Origin of the sequence: Mycolicibacterium fluoranthenivorans, from assembly GCF_011758805.1 — a bacterium.
In the GTDB taxonomy this organism is placed as follows: Bacteria; Actinomycetota; Actinomycetes; order Mycobacteriales; family Mycobacteriaceae; genus Mycobacterium; species Mycobacterium fluoranthenivorans.
The window spans coordinates 147,134-167,035 of the sequence record NZ_JAANOW010000003.1 but is presented as its reverse complement, the minus strand read 5'-3'; the positions used below and the strand labels follow the sequence as shown (position 1 = coordinate 167,035).

The following is a 19,902-nucleotide window of genomic DNA, read 5'->3' as shown; positions in this document are numbered from 1 at the left end:
GAGCATGACGATGACCAGAACGAGGGATGTGGCGGCACGGCTGCTGTGCGCGCTCGGAGTGCCGAGGTTCGCGCGGTGGCGGCACTCGCGCCAACTGGCGATTCTCATGTTCCACGGGGTGCAGGACGAGCCGCTGTGGCCGCCCTGCGACTGGGTGATCGACACTGCGGCGCTGCGCCGTCACCTGGGTTACGTTCGCCGGCACTTCACTGTTCTCCCGCTGGAGGAGGCGTTGGAGCGACTGCGGGACGGGACGCTGCCCCACCGGGCGGCGGCGGTGACCTTCGACGACGGCACACGTAACCTGCTGACCAACGCCGCGCCGGTGTTGCGTGATCTCGAGTTGCCCGCGGCGGTGTTTCTGGCGACCGGTCCGATGGGGACGGCCGAACTGCTGTGGCCGGACCGGCTGTGGCACGCCTTTGCGCAGACGGCCAGGACGGAGATCGACCTGACGGCGCAGGGGCTGGGCATTCGATCGCTGCGCACCGACGGCGACCGCACCCGGACTCGTGAGGAGATCACCCAGCGTGTGAAAGAGGTGTCCGATGCCCGACGCCTGGTGGAGGTGGAGTCTCTGGTCGCCGCCCTGGGAGAGGAACCCGATGGCTACGGCGGGCCGTTCGAGCTGCTCTCCTGGAACGAGGCGCGTGCGTTGACAAGTGACGCGCCGGTCACTCTGTACCCGCACTCCGTAACCCACCCGATCCTGTCACGCTGCGATGACGCCAAGGTGGATCAGGAGATCTCGGAATCGTGCCGGGCGGTCGAGATCAACTCCGGCCGGGCGCCGAGGATCTTCGCCTACCCCAACGGCCGGACGCAGGACTTCGACGACCGCGCGAAAGCGGCGCTGCGCCGCAACGGTATCCAATGGGCGTTGGCGACCACCGACGGATTCGCCGATGCCGATTCGGACCCGTTGGCGCTGCCCCGCATGGGGTTTGCGGCACATCAGTCGTTCGCGGTGTTCAAGCTGAAGGTGTCCGGCTTCGCGCCGCGACCGCGCCGGCGCAGTTCTGTCGGTGCGCGACCGCCGCAGGACAAGGTGAGTACCGATGTCGGCGTCTGACGGTCACGGGTCGGCACTGCGCATGGGCGCAGAGGTCGAGCCCACCGTGGAACTGGGGCCGATCACCGTCGCGGATCTGCCGGAGGTGGCCCAGTTCCTGCATGATCAGCTCGACCCGCGGGTACCCGTGGAGTGCTGGTCCGCGCAGATCATTCCGACGTGGGCGGTGGACCAGCCCAACCACGGTTTCCTGCTTCGGTGCGGCGCCGAGGTGGTCGGCGCCCATCTGGCCTTCTACTCCGACCGGCGGATCGACGGCAGAACAGAGCGTTTCTGCAATCTGGCGGCATGGTGTGTGGCGCAGCCGTACCGATCGCACGGTGTGCGTCTGCTGCGCGCACTGCTGCGCCAGCAGGGGTATCACTTCACCGACCTGTCCCCGTCAATCGATGTGCAGGCGCTGAACACCCGGCTCGGTTTCGTTGCGCTGGACACGTCCACGGTGATGGTGCCCAACGTGCCGTGGCCCGTCCGCTCGGACGGTGTCCGGGTGTTGTCGCACTTCCAAGACATCAAGAAGAGCCTTCGCGCAGAGGATCTCTCGGTGTATCTCGACCATGCCGGCGCGGCCGCCGTGGAGCATGCCGTCATCGTGCGCGGAGCGCAGACCTGTCACGTGATGTTCCGGCGTGTCCGGCGGAAGAACCTGCCGTTGTTCGCGGCACTCGTTCATGTCGGCAACCAGAGGTTGTTCCGGGAAACCGGCCGCCACCTGTTCGGCCATCTCCTCCTGCACCATGGCCTACCGGCAACGCTCATCGAATCGCATGTCGTCGATGCGCGCTTCACCGGGTCGGTGCAGGTGTCGCCCAGGGCGAAGATGTACCGCAGCGACACCCTGCGGGCGGACCAAATCGATTATCTCTACAGCGAACTCACGAGTATGCGGTGGTGACTGATGCGAACCAATGTGCACCATCTGATCGAACACCGTGCCCGATCACATCCCGCGGCGCCGGCGCTGACGGTCAAGAATCAGACCATCGGCTACGGCGAGTTGTGGACCTCGATCCGAGGTGCGGCCGCCGGATTGTCATCCCTCGGTGTGACTGCCGAGCAACGGGTGGCCGTCTATCTCGACAAGCGAGTCGAGACCGTGGCTGCGGTGTTCGGGGCGTCCGCGGCGGGTGGCGTGTTCGTACCGGTGAATCCGCTGCTGCGATCCGCGCAAGTGCGGCACATCCTGGTCGACTGCGCTGTCACGGTGCTGGTGACCTCACCGGAACGGTGGGCGCTGCTTCGGGGCGACCTGGAGACATGCCCGGACCTGGAGCACGTCGTGGTGGTCGGTGCGCTGCCGGACGACCCGCCGCCCTGCCGGTATGCGGTGCACCCGTGGGAGGGCCTGTGCACACCGCGGGGCGGCCTACCGCGCGCCGCGGCGATCGATCTCGACATGGCCGCGATCTTCTACACGTCGGGGAGTACCGGAAGGCCGAAAGGTGTGGTGCTGAGCCATCGCAACCTGATCGCCGGTGCCGAGAGCGTCGCACAATACCTGGGCAATTCGGCCGATGACGTGATTCTCGCCGTGTTGCCGTTGAGTTTCGACGCCGGCTTCAGCCAGTTGACGACCGCATTCAGTGCGGGCGCCCACGTCGTGTTGATGGACTACCTGCTCCCCGGCGATGTGCCGCGGTTGTGTGCGCAGCACGGCGTCACCGGGCTCACCTGTGTCCCGCCGCTGTGGGTACAGATCGCCGAGCAGAAGTGGCCGCCGCACGCCGTCCGCTCCCTGCGGTACTTCGCCAACACCGGCGGCCGGCTGCCCAAGCCCACCCTGGATACGCTGCGCGCGGTCTTCCCCGATGCGCGGCCCTACCTCATGTACGGCCTGACCGAGGCGTTCCGGTCGACGTACCTCGATCCGGCCGAACTGGATCGGCGGCCCGGCTCCATCGGTAAAGCCATCCCCGGTGCGCAGATACTGGTTGTCCGGCCGGACGGCTCGTTGTGCGACCCGGGCGAGGAAGGTGAGCTGGTGCACCGGGGTGCACTCGTCGCACTCGGTTACTGGAACGACCCGGCGCGCTCCGCGGAACGGTTCCGTCCGGTACCACGGCAGGAAATGCCCTGGCGGGCACCAGAGCTGGCGGTGTGGTCGGGGGACAACGTGATCGCCGACGAGGACGGCTTCCTGTATTTCGTCGGGCGCCGGGACGAGATGATCAAGACGTCCGGCTATCGTGTGAGTCCGACCGAGATCGAAGATGTCGTGTATGAGACGGGCCGGGTCCGGGACGCCGTCGCCCTCGGTGTCGACGATGAGGACCTGGGCCAGCGGATCCAGCTGGTGGTGACCCCGGCGACGGCCGGCCGGTTCGATACGGGTGCGCTGATCGGCGAATTGAGCAAGCGGGTTCCGCGATACATGGTGCCCTCGTCGGTCTCGGTGCGGGCGGAGATCCCGCGCTCACCCAACGGCAAGTTCGACCGTGCGCGACTGCGTGAGGAACTCGGGCCGTGACCGAGCACCCGACCATCGCCACCTTCGGCACCGCCGACGGTCAGTTGAGCCTCGGCGGAATGACGTTGCAGCGATTGGCCGCCCGAGTGGGAACCACGCCGTTCTTCGCCTATGACCGGGCCCTGCTCACCGCGCGGGTCGAGCGGCTGCGCGCGGCGCTACCGAAGGCGATCCACCTGAGTTACGCCGTCAAGGCCAACCCGATGCCCGCCGTCGTCCAGCACCTGGCCGGCCTGGTGGACGCGATGGACGTGGCGTCGACGGGGGAGATGGCGACGGTCCTGGATACCGTCCTGCCGGCGGAACGGGTGAGCTTCGCCGGGCCCGGCAAGACCGAGGCCGAGATCGAGAAGGCGGTCGCCGCCGGCGTCACCATCGAGATGGAGTCGGCGACCGAAGTCGATCGGGTGGTGAAAATCGGTGACCGACTGGGCTTTCGCCCGAGGGTCGCATTGCGGGTCAATCCGGACTTCCGGGTGAAGGGATCGGGTATGCGCATGGGTGGCGGCCCGCAGCAGTTCGGTGTCGACGTGGAACAGGTGCCGCACCTGCTGGCCCGCCTGGTCGCGGCCGATGTGGACTTCCTCGGCTTCCACGTCTTCGCCGGATCCCAGAACCTCGACGCGGCGATTCTGGGTGAGGCCCAGCGCCGGACCGTCGATCTCATCGTGGCGCTGGCCGAGCGGCTTCCCTCGCCCATCCGCTACGTCAACCTCGGCGGCGGTTTCGGTATCCCGTACTTCGCCAAGGACATCCCCGTCGACCTGGACGCAATCGGAGCGAATCTGGCCGAACTGATGGCAACCCGGATCGCCGCGTGCCTGCCGGAGGCAGCGGTCGTGGTCGAGCTCGGCCGCTACCTCGTCGGAGAATGCGGGGTCTACGTGACCCGCGTGGTCGACCGCAAGCATTCGCGTGGACGCGACTACCTGGTGGTGGACGGTGGGATGCACCACCAGTTGGCGGCATCGGGAAATTTCGGTCAGGTGATCCGCAGGAACTACCCGATCGCCGTCGGTAACCGGATGGACGAGCCGGCAGCGGGCCCCGTCACCGTCGTCGGCTGCCTGTGTACCCCGTTGGACCTGCTCGGCGACGAGGTCGCGCTCCCACCTGCCGATATCGGCGACCTGATCGTGCTGTTCCAGGCCGGAGCGTATGGCCTGACCGCAAGTCCGACAGCGTTTCTCGGCCACCCGCATCCGGCTGAGGTGCTCGTCTAGCCACCACAGAGCGATGAAAAGGAGAACAGGATGGAGTACAGCTCGGCGACCCTCGACAGCGTCACCGCGGTCATCGTCAGCACACTGGGCATCCAGGACCGGGCCGACACGCTGACGGCGTCCACGCCGCTGTTCGGCGGTATGCCCGAACTCGATTCGATGGCCGTGGTCGCGTTGGCCGTTGCGCTGGAACGGGAGTTCGGGTTCGAGATCGACGACGAGGACTTCAGGGGTGAGGTGTTCGAGACGATCGGCACGCTCGCCGGCTTCGTCGAGGAACAGGCCCGGAACCCCGCGCAGCTGCCCTCGGCGGGAGCGAGGTAGGTCGTCGTGACAACCCTGGTGCTTGCCTCGACGCGGGTGGACACGCTGCACAGCGGCTACGACCTGCGGGTGGCACAGCTGTGCGCGCTGGTTCCCGACGAGCGGCACCTGGTGGTCGCACCGCATTACCCGCTGCCGGCCCGCACACCCACGATGGACAACTCGGCATTGTTCGCCAGCGTGACCGAGTGCCCGCCGATTCTCACCGGGTCGCAGGCTCTGCGCAGGCACCTGCGGCTGGACAATCAGCGCTACCTACGCATGAGCAGGCCGCGCGAGGCCGCCGCTACGCGCCGCCTGCTGTCGGCCGTGGTGGCCGAACGCGACGTCCGCCGGGTGATCGTATTCGGCGAGAGCCTCGTCGAACTGGTGCGCGATATTCCGTCCTGCTCGATGGTGCTCGACGTCTGTGACAGCACCGCGCTGACACAGAGCCGTGCCTTCGCACACGCGGGTGGCTTTCGTGGTGGCCGCAACTGGCGAGACGCCCTCGACCTGTACCGGGCCCGTCGCACCGAAGCCCGGCTGCCCGCGCTGTTCGACGCGGTGACCACGGTGGGTGACGTGGACACCGCCGAGATCGTCAAGCGCAGCGGTACCGCAGCCAACGTGTTCACGGTGCCCAACGGTGTCGACGACGCCTTCCTCGCACCCATGCCCCCACCGGCGCAGCGGCGGGGGGTGGTGTTCTGGGGCAACCTGGATTTCGAGCCGAACGCACACGCGCTGAGCTACTTCTTCGACGAGGTGTGGTTTCCCGCGCTGCGAGCCGCCGGGGTGGAGGTCGCGGTGATGGGCCGAAACGCGCCGGCGTGGCTGGCCGCGCTGGCCGAACGGGAGCCACTGGTCCGGGTGACGGGTTTCGTGGCCGATCTGCGCGCGGAAGCGTCCCGGTATCCGGTGATGGTCAATCCGATGCAGACCGGGAGTGGGCTCAAGAACAAGGTGCTGGAGGCATTCGGGCTGGGGATCGCGGTCGTGTCGACGGCACGTGGCGTCGAAGCGCTGCCCGGTGTGCGCCACCGCGAACACCTGGTCGTCGCGGACGGCGGTGCCGAGTTCGTGACCGCGGTGCTGGGTCTGCTCGATGATCCGACCCGACGGCTGAGGTTGCGCGCGAATGCCAACGCATTGCTGCACGAGCACTATCCCTGGCACGTCACCGGTCGTCCGTGGCAGGCCCTGTTCGGGGAGCCCGAGGCAAGCACGACAGTCGTTGCCGGACAGGGGGAGAGTGCCTAGCCCGGCCGGCGCGGACACCGGCGCACCCGTGGCGGGCGTGCCGGGCTCATCGGTGGGTCCACTGTCGGGCACACTGCGTCGCGGAGCCGCCATCGCGACCGGGATGCTGGTCTTCACCCAGTTGGTATCGCTGGTGCAGACCCTGGTGCTGGCGCGACTGCTCGCACCGGCCGAGGTCGGGTGGTTCGCCGCCGGCACGGTGCTGTCAGGCTTCCTCACCACGTTCGCCGAGGCCGGTATGTCCAACGCGCTGGTGCAGCGCGAAGGCCGGATCGCCGATGTCGCCACCACCGTCTTCTGGGCGACGCTGCTCGCCGGCGTGGGTTGGGCGGCGGTGGCCTTGGCGAGTGCCCCTCTGATCGCGTGGATCTTCTCCAGTGACATCGTGGGGGCGATCGCCGCGGTGTCGGCGGGAACGATCGTCCTGCACGCGCTCACCTATGTGCCGGACGCGCTCATGCAGCGCCGCTTCGACTTCCGGGAACGGCTGATCGTCCGTCCCGTCGTGGCGCTGACTTTCGCCGGCACGTCGATCATTCTGTGCATCAACGGTTTCGGGGTGTGGGGGCTGGTCATCGGAACCTACTGCTCGACGGTGGCGTGGCTGGTCACCGCGTGGACGCTGGCCGGCTGGCGCCCAGGTGCGGACGGCGGTAAGCCGTCGTTCGCGCTGTGGCGGGAACTGGCCAGGTTCTCCCTGCCCCTGGTGGTCTGGACCGTCGTCAATCGGGCCCGCGACCTGTTGGAGACGGCGGTGGTCGGCGGCGCGCTGAGCGCTACCGCGCTCGGGTACTACCGCTACGGCCGGCGACTCGGATCGCTGCCGGAGACGGCCGTCATCGACGCCGGCTCATATGTGTTGTTCCCGGCCTTCTCCCGGTTGGCCGGAGATCCCGAGCGGTTCCGGTCGGCGTTCCTGCGTGCCCTCGGGCTGTTGTGGGGCCTGATGGTCCCGGTGGCGGGTTTCGTCATCGCTGCGGGTGAACCGGGGGTGACGGTGCTGCTCGGCGAGAAGTGGCGAGGGGCGGGCGTGATGCTGGTGGCCCTCGCGGGAATCGGGCCGGGGGTGGCGCTGATGGCCGTCGGAATGGAGTCGATCAAGGGGACGGGCCGGACCCACCTACTCAACTGGGTGACGCTGTTCACCAGCGTACTGGGGATCTGCCTGCTGTTCGCGCTGTTGCCCCTCGGGCTGACAGGAGTCGGTCTGGCGCTGTCGTTGTCGTCCGTGGTCGCCGGCGTGCTCAGCCTGCTGCTCGCCCGGCCTCTGGCTGGGGTGACCTTCGGTGAGTTGACCAGCCGACTGGGGCCGCCGGTCCTGGTGGCAGCGCCTGCGGCCATCGCGCTCGGCCTTCTCGAGCACCTGGTGAGCCACTCCGATCAACGGGGCTTCCTGGCGGGTGTGGCGGTTCTGTTGGGCGAGGGTGTCGGGTACCTGATGCTCTACGCGGCCGGCCTGGCGTTGTTCGCACCCGCGGCGTGGCGTGAACTATCGGCCGTGGTGCGGCAGGTGCGCCATGCCGGGTGAACCGTGCGCACAGCCTGGGGGCGGAGGTGCACTTCAGTTGGGATGACAAAAGGCGATGCCACGGAACGATATTCATCGAGCGGATCCGTTCGGATGTCTCTTCTTGGTGCCGCTATTCTGTGAATAGCATTGGTGTCGTGGGGAATTCGTCCGTACTCAGCGTCAGCGGGATTCATTGACACCGGCGTCTACTGAGAACTAGCCTGAATAGATAAGCAATTCAGGCGATTCCGAGGGGTGATCGCATATGCAAGCCAGAAGAGAACTCATTCGTTCGCGCTCGGCGGGTCGCAGGGAGATCGCGGGGTTGCTCGTCTTCGGTGTCGGGGTCTCGACGTGGGCGCTGTTTCCTTCGACGGTCGAGTCCGGGCTCGCGATCCAGCTCCCCGATCGTTCGGCATCACCCGCCGGTATCACCACGATGCGCGGGGTGGTCCTCGAGGACACGTTCGATGCCTCGCGGACAGGCGAATTCAGGTTGATGAATGCCGGGTTGTCGTCGTGGCAGCCGGCCGCGGACGAATCGGAGGCGCAGTCCTATCCGAGTGCGGTGGTCGATGTCGGACCCCTTCCGGTGCGGGCGAAGCTGCAAGCCCTGCTGGTGCTGTTGAGTTTCCACTCGGCCGATGCGGAACAAGCGCTGCTGGAGACGAAACTCCAAGCCCTGTTGGCCATGCCGGACTCCGTGCTGGAGCAGGTGATGGGCCACCCGGATTTGGCGGACCTGAACAGGATGCTCGACGGCGTGTTCGTGGGCACCTCGGACCTCTCCGACGTCACGACGGAGTTGGACAAGATCGTCGTGACCCCGGTGCCGGCGCCGTCGGGGAAGGTCGAGGTGATCGAAATCAACGGTGCCGCCGCATTCGTCGTGCACACGACCGCCGCGCGGATGCGCACCCAGGACGGTCTTGATCCGCCGGCCCCCGAGGCCGCGCCGTCGGCCGCTGCGGTGACGGTGGTGGTGTTGGCCCCGGTGCCGCAACCTCCGACAGCCCCGGTCATGTCAGCCTTCATGGCAGCACCCGCGATCCCACCCCTCCCGGCACCCGCGCCACCGGAGCCCATCACCCCCACGATCTCCGCCATGGAGATGGTATTGCCGACCAGTGAAATGACGCCGTCACCGCAGGTTTCGGAGCAGGTGCCGGCACTCACGGCGGCGACGGTGGCCCCGGAGCCGCCGTCGGTCGCACCGACCAGCGCGACACAGCCAGCACAGAACGTCATGTCGACGGGCAACAAGTTCGAACCGGGCGATACGGTGGCCGGCTCGTCGAGTGCCGGCGGTTCCGCGACCGAGCAGGACCAGCCTTCGGCCACTGCCACTGCGGCGCCCGAGCCGAGCGCAACCCAAACCGGTGGGGCGACCAGCACGCAAGGACCGGCAGACCCGGTCGGCCAGCCGTCTACTGCCCAGGTGGACAACGACGGCACCGGGTCCTCGGGGGAGACAAGCCCCTGACTCATCCATCGACCCACGGAGGCGTCATGCGCTTATTCGTTTCGTCCGTTGTCCTCGGGCTGGCACTGTGGTCGGCGCCGGATGCACTCGCGGCGGGGCCGCTGTTTACCGGCGACTACGCCACCGGGGACTTCGCCCAGTGGCCCACGGTGCAGGTGCGCGGTTACAACGGTCCCGGAAAAGACTACATACCAGGGTATTCGGCGCGCATCGTCGACGATCCCACCAAGGGGAGGGTGGCTCGCTTCGAGGTCCGTCCCGGGGACGTACCCCCGTTCGGCGGTGGAGAACGCGCCGAGGTGCAGGGCGATACCCCCGATGCCGGCGGTTCGGAAGGGCAGACCCGCTGGTATCGATTCTCGACCAAGTTCGACCAGACGTTCCCGATGAATCACGGCGACCTTGGCTGGGGGGTGACCAATCAGTGGCACCAAGACGGTGGTGCGGGCAGCCCGCCGATCAGTTGGACGGTGGACTCGCGGAACGGCTTCTGGTCGCTGACGATCGAGGATCAATCCGCGCCGGGCGTCTGGTTGGGCACGTTCTCGATCTTCGACACCCCGCTCGACGTCGGGCAGTGGCATGACGTGACGATGCAGATAAATTGGTCGGCATCGGATGACAAAGGCTGGATCAGGTTATGGCACAACGGAATAAGGGAGACGTTCGTCAACGGTGCCGATACCTATTTCGTCCGCACGCTGATACCTGGTGACGCCGCCGTGTATTACAAGGAGGGGATGTATCGCAAGCCCACCACCTCCACCGATATCGTCTACCACACCGGCTTCCGGGCGGCCGACAGTGCAGACGGCCTGTAGCGGCGCGGCCCGGGCTGCCGCCTCGCCGCAGCTGGTACCGCGGCGCCGCCGGTGGCGCGGCATGGCCCGGGCCCTCCCCGCGCTGGCGTATCTGCCGGCGGCGATCGTCGTCGCCGGACTGCCGGTATACGTGCACCCGCAGATCGATCGATTGCGCACCGCGGATGCGATTCTCGTGCTGGGCGGGTATGGGGCGCAGCGGTATGCCTACGGCCGTGAGCTTCAGGCACAAGGATGGGCACCGACCCTGGTGGTGTCCAGCCCGGATGATGCCGATGACGACACGATGCATCGCTGCGGGGCCGCGATCGAGGGACCGAGGGTGTTGTGCTTCGATCCGGATCCGGGCACCACCAAGGGCGAAGGGCGGGAGCTGCGCCGGTTGGCAGCGCAATACGGTTGGCACACCGTCATCGTGGTGACCTTCCGCCCCCACATCTCGCGGGCCCGGTTCATTCTCGAGCAGTGCTTCGGCGGTGACCTCGTGATGGTGGACAGCCCGGCCCGGCTCTCCGTGCCGAGGTGGGCATTCGAGTACGCCTACCAGAGCGCGGGATACGCCCGCGCGGTCCTGCAGCCTGGTTGTTGAGCAGGCGACGTGCGGGACAAGGTGTTCAGGCGGGTCGCCCGATCGACCAGATCGGAGCTCGCCGCGACATTCGCCGCGGATGCGTACGAGACACTGCTCTCCGCCGGATTCGCCGCCAAGAAGTTCATGCGGGGATCGGGGGACGCCGGAGCCGTCCTCGATCCGGAGAGCTGCATTTCGACAGTCCGCCCTCGTGCGGTACCGAGGTGCCACCCTGACCTGGTACCGGGACCCGACGACCTGGATGCGTCGATCATCGTCCCCGCGTACAACGCCGAATCGCACGTGAAGGAATGCCTGGACTCCGCCGTGGCTCAAGCCACGAACTATCGTTACGAGATTCTGGTGGTCGACGACGGCTCCGGGGACGGCACCCCCGCAATCGTGGATGGCTATCGGGATCACAAAGATGTCACCGTCATTCGCACGGTGAACGCAGGGGTGGCAACCGCCAGAAACCATGCCATCGCCGTGGCCCGGGGCAAGTACCTGTTGTTCCTCGACAGTGACGATCGGCTCGCGACGAACAGTGTCGAGCTACTCGTGGGCGCGGCGGAACGCGAGCAGGCCGATATCGTCCAGGGTGGTTACGACGTCATCGACACCGCTGGAGGCGTGATCGAACACGTTCGGTACGAAGCCTGCAGCCAGCCGAGACTCGACGAACGTACGACGCGTACCTCGGGTTACCCGTGGGGTAAGGCGATCCGGAGAACTCTGTTCGAGAAGGTTCGGTTTCCAGACGGCATGGACTTCGAGGACACGATCTTCGCGCTGGTGATCTTTCCGCTGTGCGGACGCTATGTGGCGCTGAGCGAGTCTGTGTACGACTATCGCGACAATCCGTGCGGAATCACGCGGAAACTCGTGGGCCGACAATCTGCGCTGGATGCGTACTGGCTTGTTCCCCTCCTGCTCGAACAACGTGAACGTCTGGCGATGCCGGTCGACGCGAACCTGTTCAACAAAGTGCAGAACCAGTTCGGGCAACTGCTCTGGGCACGATTGTCGGGCCAGGATTCCCGAATCAAACAGGCGACGTTTCTTGCGGCATGTGCCGTCGTCAACGACTTGAGAAGCCGGGTCGAGATGACCTCGGAGGCGCTGGAGTACCCGAATCTCGATTTCATCTTTCGTGAGTACCGCTATGACCTGTGGTCATACGCGGGGAGGTGTGGGTTGCAGTAGGACCGGGTCACCGATCGAACGTGAGGCTCGCGGGTTCGGCGCCGTCGAGAAATAGCCTTGCCCAGACATCGAGCGTGAGCACGCTCCACAGTTCTTTCCCGAAGTCGTAGTGACCGGACCGGTGCAGGGCGAGAGCACGCCGAACCCGCTCTGGATCCACCAGTGGGTCGGGTCGCGCTTGCGGGCCGAAAGTCAATCGCTGCAGTGCGTCTCCGAGACTCCCTCGGAACCACGGTGCCACCGGGACCGCGAAGCCGATCTTCTTGCGGGACAGAAGTGTCGCGGGAAGCCGCCGGCGGGCGATCTCACGGATGACGATCTTGGTACTTCTCGGCGTGACCTTGAGAGCGGCAGGTAGCCGGGCCGCGTACTCGGCCAGCTGGTGATCGAGGAGCGGCATCCGGCCTTCGACCGATGCCGCCATCGTCATCTTGTCCCCGCGAATGAGCAGATTGTCGGCCAGATAGGTGTGGACGTCGAGCGCGAGCATCCGGTCCAAAGGGCCCAGCCCGGTGTCGATTTCGGACAAAGTCGAGTCGAGTGGTCGCAGGTCCGCTGAGTGCAGGCCGGCCGAGGGGTCGGCGCCGAACCAGGCTGGCCAGCGCTGCGCAGGCGCCGCAGTTGCCAGGGCTTGGATGCCCAATCTGGTCCGTCGAGGCAGCCGGTGCCAGCCGGCCAGACGGTGCAGCTGCCGCGCACCTATGACTGCGCGTGCGGGTCGACCGGCCCGGTCCAGGAGTGCGTCGACCCGGTACTTCGGATACCCACCGAACAACTCGTCGCCGCCCTCCCCCGAGAGCACCACCGTGACGTGTTCGCGTGCCATCCGCGACAGCGCCATCAGGGGGATCTCCGAAGGCTCGGCGAGCGGTTCGTCACGGTGCCAGACCGCCGCAGGCAGGAGCCGGAGGAACTCATCGGGGCCGAGACGGGTCTCGTGATGAACGGTGTGGAAGGCATGTGCCGTGGCGCGGGCGGCCGCCAGTTCATCGCCGGCCCAGCTCTCGTCGAATCCGACGGAGAAGGTGCGCACGGGTTCATTCGAGAGCTCGGACATGAACGACAGCACGGTGGACGAGTCGAGGCCGCCGGACAGGAAACAGCCCAGGGGCACGTCACTCACGAGGCGTCGCGCGACGGCGGTGCGCATCAGGCCTTCGACCTCGTCGGCTGCTTGGACAAGGGTGATCGCCGGCTTGGGCTCATAGCGCAACTGCCACCAGCGCTCGATGGCGAATCCGTCATCGCCGACGACGAACTTGTGCCCCGGGGGGAGCTGGCGGACCGACCGAAAGAGGGTGCGGGGGGCCGGGACATAGCGCAGGGCCAGGTAGTCCTGCAGGGCGGCGTCGTCGACATCCGCCGAGACGCCCGCGGCCAGCAGCGCCTTGATCTCAGATCCGAACACCACCTCGCCTGCCTCGCGTGAGTAGTAGAGCGGCTTCTTGCCGAAGCGATCCCGGGCGACCAGCAGCCGGCGGCGGTTCTCGTCCCAGAGTGCCAAGGCGAACATGCCGACGAGGCGGTGCAGGACTCCGTCGCCCCATTGTTCGTAGCCGTGCACGAGCACCTCGGTGTCGCAACGGGTGGCGAAATGATGTCCGTGGCGTTCCAGCTCGGCGCGCAGCTCGCGGAAGTTGTAGATCTCGCCGTTGAACACGACCGCAACCGAGCCGTCCTCGTTGAAGATCGGTTGGTCACCGCCGGCGAGGTCGATGACGGCCAGTCGTCGCATCCCGAGTACGAGTCCCGGCCGCTGCAGGCGGCCTTCGCCGTCGGGGCCGCGGTGCACGATCGCATCCAGCATCCGGTCCAGGCGTGCGGACGCCCGATCGGAGGTACTGCTGATGCCGCAGATGCCGCACATCACCGCACCGTTCCGGCATCACGTGACATCGTGATTCCTGTTCTCCGGCAGTACCACCCGTGCCACGCCGGCGTGTGCGCTCGGCACCGTCAGCAGCACGGTGCCTGGCGGCATCGCGTCGCCGCCGAATCCCACCAGGACGATCTTGTCCTTCGCCGGCGGCGGCGCGGAGGAGCCGCGCAGCGCGCGCATGTACATGGCCAGATCCTCGTCGGTGGTGGGCGGCCGGAACGTCCGGTCGACGGAGTCGGAGGCGTCCTTGGGGTTGCGCACCGCACGAACGAACCGCAGTGTGTACCCGGAGTAGTCCGATGACGCCAGCCATTGGGCGATCTGCTCCATTTGGAAGGTCTTCTCCTGCTCGGCGATCAAGGGCTGTGCCAGGTGTGTCGCGACCGGTAGGTCCACCCCGACACGCAGAAGCACCAGCAGTGCCGTGGCGACGGCAACGGCGGCGACCGCTGCCCTTCGGGCCGGCATACGAAGCCGTTCTTCCCACGCTGAGTTCCCGTAGGGAAGAATGGCCGTGCAGATCATCAGGGCGAAGATCGCATAGGTGGGCGAGCCCGTGGCGGTCGGCGCGGGAAACAAGGTGGCGCAGCCCAATACGAGGGCCATCCACCATTTCCGCATCAGCAGTGTCTTGGCGAGGCAGACGGCGATCCAGATCAGGAGCACGGGTAGGCCCGCATGGATGAACAACAATCCCGCGATGCCTGACCCGATGGCCACGATCCTGCGCGGTCTGACACCGACAGGCAGGCTCAACGCGGTGACGATGGCAAGACACAGGGCGACCAGCGAGGCGATCAGGTTGATCTCGGCAAATCGGTACGAGGCGAGCAATCCGTCGAGCATCTCACCGGCGGTGAGGACGTTCTTGTTGGACTGGGTGGCGAGCAGTGCCACGAACAGCAGTACCGCCGCCGCGAGGCCGGCGACCATGGCCCTGCGACCGGCCAGGGTTCGCCATCGCTCGACCGCCATGCCGCCGACGCCGGCGAGATAGACCAGCAGCGAATAGGGATGGAACAACGCGGCCACGAGTGTGCAGAGGGTGAGGGCGACGAAACGGTTGCGGGTGAAGTCCCGGTCCAGCCAGAACAGCATCGCCGTCACGAACAGCAGTGGGCTGTAGAACACCCCGTGCAGGTGAAAGAGGTAGATGTACCCGGTGAAGAACACCCCGCCGGTGATCAATGCCGTGACCGCAAACAGCTTCCGTTCCCGGGAGGACATGAACAGGAGTACCCAGGCGGCCACGGCGACAACATAATTGAAGATCTCGACGGGGTAGATCGCGCCCGCGGACCGATAGCCGAGCCAGGCGAGCGCCTGGCCGAGAGGCCGGTAGTTCGCCACGGGCTCGACGACGCTGGTGAGCGCGCGCATCATCCCGATCTCTTTGAGCTGTGCGACGATCGCGAAGGACTCGTTGTGGTTGGCGTACGGAAAACCGAGCAGGAACCAGAAGGAGAATCCGGCGAGCGTCAGTGTGGCGAAGACGGTCTCATCACGGGTGGGCAGCCGAGACGGCATGGGTCACCGCCTTGTCCCGGCTCGCCGCTTGCCCCCGCTTGTGCCGGTCGCACCACCCGACGGCGATTCCGACGAGCAAGAAGACTGCGGCGGTGGGGAAGTCGAGGAACCGGAGATCCACGGTGGATCCGGTGCACAGCAGCGTCGCCAATGCGATGATCCCGATCACGGCAAGAGGTTTGCCGCAGATATCGCCGTCGGGCAGCGTTCGGTAGGCGTCCCACAACCGGTGGGCGATGAGTGCCAGCACGCCGATCCAGAGAGCCAGCCCGATCAGCCCCAGTTCGGCAAGGATGCCGAGTTCATTCATGTGCGAGGGCATTCCGTAGCCGTTGCGCCACGGCACCTCTGGCGCCCATTGCTGGTGGTGGAAGGTGTTGACCGCTCTGAACCGGTTGATTCCCCAGCCTTCGATGGGCTTTTGGCCGAAAGCCCACAGCGCGGTGCGGATCATGTTGAGCCGGTCCCACACCTCGCTTTGTGAGCCCACCCCGCCGGCCGCCCGGTCGGAGCTGATGAACACCGACCAGTTGAGTGCGACGACTGCGGCGATGAGTCCGAGTGCCGCGGTGAATCCGGAACGGTAGCCCTTGGCCAGCAGTGCCCCGAGGACGAGCATGACCAGGCCGCTGAGCCAGGCGGCCCTGGTGTGCGTCAGGTAGAGCCCGTATCCGCATGCCACCGCGACCACGAGCAGCAGGCACCGGCGCCACATCGGCTCGCCGTGCCGGCTCATCAACGTGATGGCGATGGCGAAGCCCAAGATCAGGATCAAACCGTTGACCACCGGCTGATTGACGACACCCACCGCGCGGCCGACCCAGGTCTGATCGGCGGGTAGTGACCCGTCGACGATGGAACGGGGCCACACCCAACTCGCCGGGCCGGTGAACTCGAGGATGCTCACCCAGGCCGAGTACGCCGCCAACGCCAGGACGGTCCACAGCGCCAGCCGGACCGCCGCCGGCCGGTCGAAAGCGTAGCGACCCACGACGTACATGAGGAACGGGATCACCGTGCCGGTCATGATGAACCGGGCGGGCGGGTAGTCCAAGCCGTCCAGCGGTACCACCGTCGAGTACTCGTGTGGAGCGATCACCGAGTAGGCGTTCCACATCAGGTACAGCGCCATCGCCCATTCCACCGCTCCGACACCGCGCAACCTGGTGGGCGATACGTCCATCCACAACACGGTGGCGCCGATGACCAGAGCTATCAGTATCGCGAAGGTGTTGCCGGGGAGGTCGTCCGCGAGCGGCGAATGCAGAAACGTCGCCACCAGGAGCAGCAGGGCGGCGAGGATCGGGGCGGTCGTCCACGCCGTGTGCCGGCCGTCCCCGAGTCGGTGTCCCGCCTGGTGCGGCGAACCGGTCATCAGAGGCGTCGATTCACGCGTGATCTTGTTCGGGCACCGACCACGAATGTGGTCTGATATCGGCGGTGTGCACCGGCGAGCGGTGGTCATGGGCCGGCCGCTGTCCCAACCCGATCACGTCCGACCGGTCCACGGCCGCTGAGTGCATGGAGATCTGGGTGGCGTCGATCAGCACCGCCCCGAGGACGGCCGCGTGTGCGCGTTCCAGTGCCTCGGCGGCCGCGCTGATATCACCGGCGCGCGACCCCACAGCGACGACGAGAATCGCGGCATCTGCTGCGGCACAGAGCAGCGACGCGTCACCTCCGTCTGATATCGCCGGGGCGGCGACGAGGACGATGTCGCCGTGCGAGCGGAGTTCGTCAAGGACGGCGAGGATTCTCGCGCGGGTCGCCAGCGGGTACCGATCGGCGAGATGCGCACCCACAGCGAGGACTTTCAGCGAGGGGATGTCGCCGTCCCTCAACAGATCGGGTATCCGGCTCGGGTCGGCGAGTGCCTCGTTGAAACCGGCCTCACCGCGGGCCTGCGCCGGTTCGTTGTCCGCGTAGACCAGCACGGCCCGTTCGCCTCGTCGGGCCGACAGCTCGGCGAGCTCGGCGGCGATGTTCCGGGATCCCCAGGTGCCGTGGCCGGCGGTCAGTGCGATGACGGTCGGCTTGGGAAGATCCTCAAGGCTGATGAGATTGGTCAAGGCGCGCAACCGATCTCGGCGCACTCCGGGCGACTCACCGGACCGGGGGCCGGGCAGTTCCACCAACGGCTCGACCCCGGTCTTCTCCCGCAGGTCGTCCTCGCTGGACACGCGTGACGACAGGGCCGCCAGACCCAACGCGGCGAGGATGCCGAGAACCAGACCTCCGATCGCGGCCCGGCCGAGGGCCGACGTGATGTTGGGTGCGACCTTGGCGACGCCCGCCTCGGGCTGCAGGGCGGTCAGCTGGTCGGCCAGGTTGGCCCGGGCCGCATCGATGCGTTCCTGCAGCGACGCGTAGTACGGGTTCGTCGCACCGTTGGGATCCACCCGGGGTATCTGTCCCAGCTGACGCTCCAGGTCGGTGACGTTGTCCTGGATGCCTTCCTTCTGGACCGCGTTGATGTCATCGCTGAACGCCACCCCCATGGCCGTGGCCGCGCTCTGCGCGGTCCCGGGGTCGCTTGCGGTCGCTTCGATGGTCAGAATCGGACTCGCTGCGACGGTCTGGGCGTCGAAGGTGACATCGGCGGGGATGGACGTCCCGGCGCGCAACCGGGGGATCGTCGCCGGCTCCCGGAAGATGGTCAGGTAGCCCACCATCATCACCGCGTCCTGTTCGGGGGTGCGCCCCGACAACACCAGCGTCGACTTCCCCACATAGGTGGTGGGTGTGGTCAACGCAGATAACGCCCCGCCGGCCAGGGCGAGCACGGTGACCGCGGCAACGACCCACCACCGCCTCCGAACCTGCTCGATGCGGCGCTTCCATGTGGAATTCATCTGCCCTCCCCGCTCAGACGTGCACGTCGAACCGTTCCGGTCGATACCGGTACCGGTCACCCTCGTGTTCGGGTGCAGTCGGGCGGGAAGGGGCATGATCCGCTGCCGCGTCAACGGCTCGTCGAAGCTCAGCCCTCTCGTCCACGCCCGTCCGCTCCCGTCCCCGTTGCGGGGCGGCGCCCGTCTCCGTACGCGAATCTGCGAGGCCGAAAGATCGCTGAAATTGGTTCCCCCGAACCTGAACGGAATGAACTCCAGCTCTTCGCGGCGTCGCATATCCCCTATCGAGGGCCCCCCACTTGCGATCACTGCTGCGTCAATTTTAGGAGAGAGTGCCGGGTTTCGTCGCGAAATCGCACCGAATCATCCCTTCGGCGGACGCGGGCCGACCGGCAGCGCGCGCGGCAATGCCGAGTACTGGCGGTCCTGGCTCGATTATTTGCTGTTATCGGATACCGGCGACAGGTATGAGTGGCTGCGAGGCTCAGCCCACGGGACGCGGCGGTCCGACCGCCACTGGGACGTGCAGCCGTTCAGGCGTCTCGTCCGACAAGTGTTCGGCCGCCTGCCCGGCGCACGGTAACCTCGAGACTGCTGTTCATATGCGCTCGAGGGGGGCCTTGGCATGGGCATACAGCCCGATATGAGCCCGTTTGGTTCGCAGACGGTCACCGGACCGGGCTGGCCGAACGTCGATGAGGACGCGCTTGGTGCCGCGGCCGCACAGTACGAGGCACTGGCGGCCAAGATCACCGGCACCGTGGTGCCTCGGCAATCAGGTCAGCTGATGAAGCTCGCCGACGTGTGGCAGGGTGGCTCGGCGGTCGCCGCGGCAGGCGAGGCCACCACGATCATCGGCGGTCATGAGTCCAACGGTGCCCAGGCCGCCGCCATCGCCGCGAAGCTGCGCAGCATGGAGGCCGCCGTCGTGGCCACCAAGACGCTGGTCAACACGATGGCCGAAGAGACGAACGCGGAGTGCATGGCACTGCAGTCCATGCCTTACAGCAACGCCCAGGAGCTGGTGCAGGCCCGGATCAAACTGGGGTTGTCGCAGAACACCGCGACCGTGACCGCCAATGCCACCGAGCTGGCCAACACCATCGGGGCGCCGCCCAGTGTGCCGGCCTCGGGTCCGCCCGCGGTGGGCCCGCAGCAGTTGGCCGGTCAGGACCCACAGCAGGCGATGCAGATGCTCAGCCAGATGGGATCCATGCTCACCCAACTGCCACAGCAGCTCGGCCAGGCGCTCGGGCAGGCCCCCCAGCAGCTGATGCAGCCATTGCAGCAGATGACCCAGCCGCTGCAGCAGCTCACCTCGATGCTCGGTAAGGGCGGCTCGCCCAGCGGTGCCGGGATGGGGCCCTCGCCGTTCTCGGCGTTCTCCAACCATCCGCTGGCGGGTGGCTCCGGCGCGGGTGGCGGCGCGGGCATGGTGCGTGCAGCGGGGCTGCCGGGCGCCGGTGGTGGGTCGCCGCAGACCCCGTTGATGGCGAGCCTGGTCGGCAAGACGCTGCCCGTCTCGGTGGCGCCGGCCGAGGCCGCAGCCGGTGCAGTCGTCGGTGGCGTCGCGCCCGTCGCGGCTGGTGGCGGCGGCATGGGTGGCATGGGTGGCGGGATGATGGGCCACCGCGGAACCGAGGGTGTCGGCACTAAACAGGGTCTGGCGCTACCGCCATCCCTGGACTACGGGGAGGACGAGGTCGATGACGATGAATGGTGACC

16 protein-coding genes are annotated in these 19,902 nt (G+C 67.0%); 12 read left to right on the top strand and 4 right to left on the bottom strand.

What is annotated here, in order from left to right; all coding sequences use genetic code 11:
• Nucleotides 1–10: 10 nt before the first annotated feature.
• From FHU31_RS24115 to FHU31_RS24065, 11 genes are all read left to right on the top strand, one after another.
• Entirely contained in the window at nt 11–1,072 is a 1,062-nt protein-coding gene (locus FHU31_RS24115) for a polysaccharide deacetylase family protein (RefSeq protein WP_234901634.1), read from the top strand.
• The gene (locus FHU31_RS24110) at nt 1,059–1,967 is read left to right on the top strand and encodes a hypothetical protein (protein ID WP_234901633.1); all 909 of its coding nucleotides are present in this window, start codon (nt 1,059–1,061) and stop codon (nt 1,965–1,967) included. The genes FHU31_RS24115 and FHU31_RS24110 overlap by 14 nt, the downstream gene beginning before the upstream one ends.
• 3 nt (nt 1,968–1,970) lie before the next feature.
• Nucleotides 1,971–3,539 carry an acyl-CoA ligase (AMP-forming), exosortase A system-associated gene (locus FHU31_RS24105; protein WP_167163271.1) on the top strand — a complete coding sequence of 523 codons (1,569 nt, stop codon included), beginning with the start codon at nt 1,971–1,973 and terminating at the stop codon, nt 3,537–3,539.
• Nucleotides 3,536–4,762 (top strand): pyridoxal-dependent decarboxylase, exosortase A system-associated, encoded by a 1,227-nt coding sequence (locus tag FHU31_RS24100; RefSeq protein WP_167163270.1) that lies wholly within the window; start codon nt 3,536–3,538, stop codon nt 4,760–4,762. The genes FHU31_RS24105 and FHU31_RS24100 overlap by 4 nt, the downstream gene beginning before the upstream one ends.
• 30 nt (nt 4,763–4,792) lie before the next feature.
• On the top strand, nt 4,793–5,086 hold the full coding sequence (locus FHU31_RS24095) for an acyl carrier protein (RefSeq protein WP_167163269.1): 294 nt from the start codon (nt 4,793–4,795) through the stop codon (nt 5,084–5,086).
• Nucleotides 5,087–5,092: 6 nt separating this feature from the next.
• On the top strand, nt 5,093–6,328 hold the full coding sequence (locus FHU31_RS24090) for a glycosyltransferase (protein ID WP_167163268.1): 1,236 nt from the start codon (nt 5,093–5,095) through the stop codon (nt 6,326–6,328).
• Nucleotides 6,321–7,856 carry a lipopolysaccharide biosynthesis protein gene (locus FHU31_RS24085; RefSeq protein WP_167163267.1) on the top strand — a complete coding sequence of 512 codons (1,536 nt, stop codon included), beginning with the start codon at nt 6,321–6,323 and terminating at the stop codon, nt 7,854–7,856. The genes FHU31_RS24090 and FHU31_RS24085 overlap by 8 nt, the downstream gene beginning before the upstream one ends.
• Before the next feature lie 247 nt (nt 7,857–8,103).
• Nucleotides 8,104–9,321, top strand: coding sequence for a hypothetical protein (locus FHU31_RS24080; protein ID WP_167163266.1), 1,218 nt, complete (start codon nt 8,104–8,106; stop codon nt 9,319–9,321).
• A 26-nt stretch (nt 9,322–9,347) separates the two neighbouring features.
• On the top strand, nt 9,348–10,142 hold the full coding sequence (locus tag FHU31_RS24075) for a polysaccharide lyase family 20 protein (protein ID WP_167163265.1): 795 nt from the start codon (nt 9,348–9,350) through the stop codon (nt 10,140–10,142).
• Nucleotides 10,143–10,203: 61 nt separating this feature from the next.
• Nucleotides 10,204–10,731: a YdcF family protein gene (locus FHU31_RS24070; protein WP_167163264.1), complete on the top strand. Its 528-nt coding sequence runs from the start codon at nt 10,204–10,206 to the stop codon at nt 10,729–10,731.
• Nucleotides 10,732–10,740: 9 nt separating this feature from the next.
• Nucleotides 10,741–11,919 carry a glycosyltransferase family 2 protein gene (locus tag FHU31_RS24065; RefSeq protein WP_167163263.1) on the top strand — a complete coding sequence of 393 codons (1,179 nt, stop codon included), beginning with the start codon at nt 10,741–10,743 and terminating at the stop codon, nt 11,917–11,919.
• Between the two features lie 7 nt (nt 11,920–11,926).
• On the opposite strand, the gene asnB is transcribed toward FHU31_RS24065, so the two are convergent.
• From asnB to FHU31_RS24045, 4 genes are read right to left on the bottom strand one after another with little or no spacing between them, the layout of a single operon-like run.
• The gene (gene asnB / locus FHU31_RS24060) at nt 11,927–13,786 is read right to left on the bottom strand and encodes an asparagine synthase (glutamine-hydrolyzing) (protein ID WP_167163262.1); all 1,860 of its coding nucleotides are present in this window, start codon (nt 13,784–13,786) and stop codon (nt 11,927–11,929) included.
• Between the two features lie 18 nt (nt 13,787–13,804).
• A complete protein-coding gene (locus FHU31_RS24055) occupies nt 13,805–15,325 on the bottom strand; it encodes a hypothetical protein (protein WP_167163261.1) in 1,521 nt (506 codons plus the stop codon).
• Nucleotides 15,300–16,700 carry an O-antigen ligase family protein gene (locus FHU31_RS24050; protein ID WP_167163260.1) on the bottom strand — a complete coding sequence of 467 codons (1,401 nt, stop codon included), beginning with the start codon at nt 16,698–16,700 and terminating at the stop codon, nt 15,300–15,302. The genes FHU31_RS24055 and FHU31_RS24050 overlap by 26 nt, the downstream gene beginning before the upstream one ends.
• Before the next feature lie 13 nt (nt 16,701–16,713).
• Nucleotides 16,714–18,177: a P-loop NTPase family protein gene (locus tag FHU31_RS24045; protein WP_167163259.1), complete on the bottom strand. Its 1,464-nt coding sequence runs from the start codon at nt 18,175–18,177 to the stop codon at nt 16,714–16,716.
• Nucleotides 18,178–18,802: 625 nt separating this feature from the next.
• Between FHU31_RS24045 and FHU31_RS24040 the strand changes: the two genes are divergently transcribed.
• Complete coding sequence (locus FHU31_RS24040; RefSeq protein WP_167163258.1) at nt 18,803–19,900, top strand: hypothetical protein; 1,098 nt, start codon at nt 18,803–18,805, stop codon at nt 19,898–19,900.
• Nucleotides 19,901–19,902: the final 2 nt, after the last annotated feature.

Excerpts from the sequence above, each read along its gene's own strand:
- FHU31_RS24115 (WP_234901634.1), top strand. The coding sequence starts at position 11 with ATGACCAGAACGAGGGATGTGGCGGCACGGCTGCTGTGCGCGCTCGGA.
- FHU31_RS24110 (WP_234901633.1), top strand. The coding sequence starts at position 1,059 with ATGTCGGCGTCTGACGGTCACGGGTCGGCACTGCGCATGGGCGCAGAG.
- FHU31_RS24105 (WP_167163271.1), top strand. The coding sequence starts at position 1,971 with ATGCGAACCAATGTGCACCATCTGATCGAACACCGTGCCCGATCACAT.
- FHU31_RS24095 (WP_167163269.1), top strand. The coding sequence starts at position 4,793 with ATGGAGTACAGCTCGGCGACCCTCGACAGCGTCACCGCGGTCATCGTC.
- FHU31_RS24080 (WP_167163266.1), top strand. The coding sequence starts at position 8,104 with ATGCAAGCCAGAAGAGAACTCATTCGTTCGCGCTCGGCGGGTCGCAGG.
- FHU31_RS24075 (WP_167163265.1), top strand. The coding sequence starts at position 9,348 with ATGCGCTTATTCGTTTCGTCCGTTGTCCTCGGGCTGGCACTGTGGTCG.
- FHU31_RS24070 (WP_167163264.1), top strand. The coding sequence starts at position 10,204 with ATGGCCCGGGCCCTCCCCGCGCTGGCGTATCTGCCGGCGGCGATCGTC.
- asnB (WP_167163262.1), bottom strand. The coding sequence starts at position 13,786 with ATGTGCGGCATCTGCGGCATCAGCAGTACCTCCGATCGGGCGTCCGCA.
- FHU31_RS24055 (WP_167163261.1), bottom strand. The coding sequence starts at position 15,325 with ATGCCGTCTCGGCTGCCCACCCGTGATGAGACCGTCTTCGCCACACTG.
- FHU31_RS24050 (WP_167163260.1), bottom strand. The coding sequence starts at position 16,700 with ATGACCGGTTCGCCGCACCAGGCGGGACACCGACTCGGGGACGGCCGG.
- FHU31_RS24045 (WP_167163259.1), bottom strand. The coding sequence starts at position 18,177 with ATGAATTCCACATGGAAGCGCCGCATCGAGCAGGTTCGGAGGCGGTGG.
- FHU31_RS24040 (WP_167163258.1), top strand. The coding sequence starts at position 18,803 with ATGGGCATACAGCCCGATATGAGCCCGTTTGGTTCGCAGACGGTCACC.